Raw genomic sequence first — 537 nt, forward strand, 5'->3', positions numbered from 1 at the left:
TCACGGCGGCGAGGTCGAGAATGCCGCGCAACAGGACGACGCCGGCGACCCTGTAGGCCGCGATCTCGTCGGGGGTGATCGGGCGGGCGAGCTTGCTCATGACGGGCTCCACGGGACGGGTTCGGTCAATGGGAGAGGGCGACCTTCGGGGCGTCGTCGTCGGCCGCGGCGGCCGGAGCCGGAGCGGGTTCGACCGTGTCGCCATAGGCGCGCACGTCGGCGAGCACCGCCGGGGTGACCGGCCAGCGGATCGCCATGCACTCGCCGCCGCCGGGCGTTTTGCGGCCGCCGCCGTACGGATGCGACAGGCCGAGCGGGATCGTCTGCGGCGTGAGCTCGAGGTAGGTCGGCAGCGCGCCGGAATCGATCACGGTCTGCAGGAAGGTGAGGCCGCGGGCGAGGCTCCAGTCCAGCATGGCGACGATGATGCGCGCCTTCGCGGCCCGGTTCGCCTCGCGGCTCTTCGTGGGCGGCAGCACGATATAGCGCGTGCATTCGTAGATGGTGGGCGAGCGCGGCGACTCGCCGGTCTCCACC

The 537-nt window shown here is 72.1% G+C and carries 1 protein-coding gene; it reads right to left on the reverse strand.

What is annotated here, in order from left to right; genetic code table 11:
* Positions 1-125: 125 nt before the first annotated feature.
* Positions 126-537: hypothetical protein (locus ABTU92_RS29405; protein ID WP_408095089.1), on the reverse strand; the 412-nt coding region annotated here is incomplete at its 5' end.

The organism is Rhodoplanes sp. SY1, assembly GCF_046000175.1.
GTDB lineage: Bacteria > Pseudomonadota > Alphaproteobacteria > Rhizobiales > Xanthobacteraceae > Rhodoplanes.